The organism is Pseudomonas sp. RGM2987 (genome assembly GCF_022952855.1).
GTDB lineage: Bacteria > Pseudomonadota > Gammaproteobacteria > Pseudomonadales > Pseudomonadaceae > Aquipseudomonas.
In genome coordinates this window covers 1-1452 of sequence record NZ_JALJDX010000031.1, presented here as the reverse complement: position 1 = coordinate 1452, position 1452 = coordinate 1, and the positions used below count along the sequence as shown (strand labels likewise).

The window sequence follows — 1452 nt, the reverse complement described above, 5'->3', positions numbered from 1 at the left end:
GTGTACCAGTCGATTTGATGCTGGCTGGTATGACGCCTTCGCGAGCAAGCCCGCTCCCACAAATAAGTCGGCGGCGGTAGCGACATGGGCGTGCACCAGACCAATGCACCATGAACCGCAACTGCGCGCTTCCTGCGAGCCTAGCCCAATCGGGCCACCTCACGAACACCGGTTCAATAAAAACCAAAGCCCCGAAATACGGGGCTTTGCGCTGCATGAGCAGTTTTTTTGTGACAAGCCATTTAAAACTGGCACGCCCCCTGCAATAACTCGATCACTACCCAGTTTCGGGGACCTTGGTACAGGCAGGCCGGGGATTCCCCATTTTATACCGGGCTCATCGAGCCCACTGTTTTGGGGGCCTTGATACAGGCAGGTCAAGGTTTCCCTTCTTTACACCCAGGGCAGAACCCTCGCGGTCGCCCTCCCGTTTCGGGAACCTTGGTACAGGCAGGCCGGGGATTCCCTCTTTTATTGCTCCTGGAGACGGACCTCCAGCCGCCAGCGGTCACCCACCTCGCTGCCGGTCCAATCCCCGCGCAACGGACGCGCCGCTACCAGCGTCAGCAACAACCCCTTGTCACTCAACCGCACCCGCCAGTTCACGTCCTTGCCGTCGAGCTTGAATTGGCCCTTCTGCGCCCGGCCCTCGGCATCGAACAACAGCGCCACCGAGCCTTCGATGACTTCGCCATGCAACTTGGGCTCGTCATTGAACCAGGCCACCAGCGCCCCATCGACCACCTCTACCTGTTGCAATTCGACCGGTTCAGGCGTGGTCAGGCGCCCGATCATCAACCCGACCATCACGCCGACGATCGCCAGGGAACCCATCACCCGAGGCATTAGCTTCGAACGTCGGTCGGTTTGCGGCGTAGAATGCCGCTCATCTTTATCTGCGGAGCCGTGCATGTTTCACGTCATCCTTTTTCAACCGGAAATCCCGCCGAACACCGGCAACGTCATCAGGCTGTGCGCCAACAGTGGCTGTCACCTGCATTTGATCGAACCGCTGGGTTTCGAGATGGACGACAAGCGCCTGCGCCGTGCCGGCCTCGACTACCACGAGTATGCCACCTTGCAGCGTCACGCCGACCTCGCCAGTTGTCTGGAAAGCCTCGGGCACCCGCGCCTGTTTGCCTTCACCACCAAGGGTTCGCGGCCGTTCCATGACGCCAGTTTCGTCGCCGGCGATGCATTCCTGTTCGGCCCGGAAAGCCGCGGCCTACCGGCCGACGTGCTGGACGCCCTGCCAGCCGAGCAGCGCCTGCGACTGCCGATGCGCGAAGGCTGCCGCAGCCTGAACCTGTCCAATACGGTGGCGGTGGCTGTCTATGAGGCCTGGCGGCAGAATGGTTTCCAATGACACCCCATAACTGATGTGGGAGCGGGCTTGCTCGCGAAAGCGGTGGGTCAGATGACATTAATGCCAACTGACCCACCGCTTTCGCG

The 1452-nt window shown here is 60.9% G+C and carries 2 protein-coding genes; one reads left to right on the top strand and one right to left on the bottom strand.

Annotation, left to right across the window (positions count from 1 at the left end; translation table 11 throughout):
• Nucleotides 1–471 precede the first annotated feature (471 nt).
• Nucleotides 472–912: a hypothetical protein gene (locus RGM2987_RS00145; protein WP_245138099.1), complete on the bottom strand. Its 441-nt coding sequence runs from the start codon at nucleotides 910–912 to the stop codon at nucleotides 472–474.
• On the opposite strand from RGM2987_RS00145, the gene trmL reads away from it, so the two are divergent.
• Nucleotides 911–1366, top strand: coding sequence for a tRNA (uridine(34)/cytosine(34)/5-carboxymethylaminomethyluridine(34)-2'-O)-methyltransferase TrmL (trmL, locus tag RGM2987_RS00140; protein WP_245138098.1), 456 nt, complete (start codon nucleotides 911–913; stop codon nucleotides 1364–1366). The two genes, RGM2987_RS00145 and trmL, sit on opposite strands and share 2 nt — an antisense overlap.
• Nucleotides 1367–1452 lie beyond the last annotated feature (86 nt).

What these genes read in the sequence shown, in the direction of transcription:
- RGM2987_RS00145 (WP_245138099.1), bottom strand. Translation starts at nt 912, where the DNA reads ATGCACGGCTCCGCAGATAAAGATGAGCGGCATTCTACGCCGCAAACC.
- trmL (WP_245138098.1), top strand. Translation starts at nt 911, where the DNA reads ATGTTTCACGTCATCCTTTTTCAACCGGAAATCCCGCCGAACACCGGC.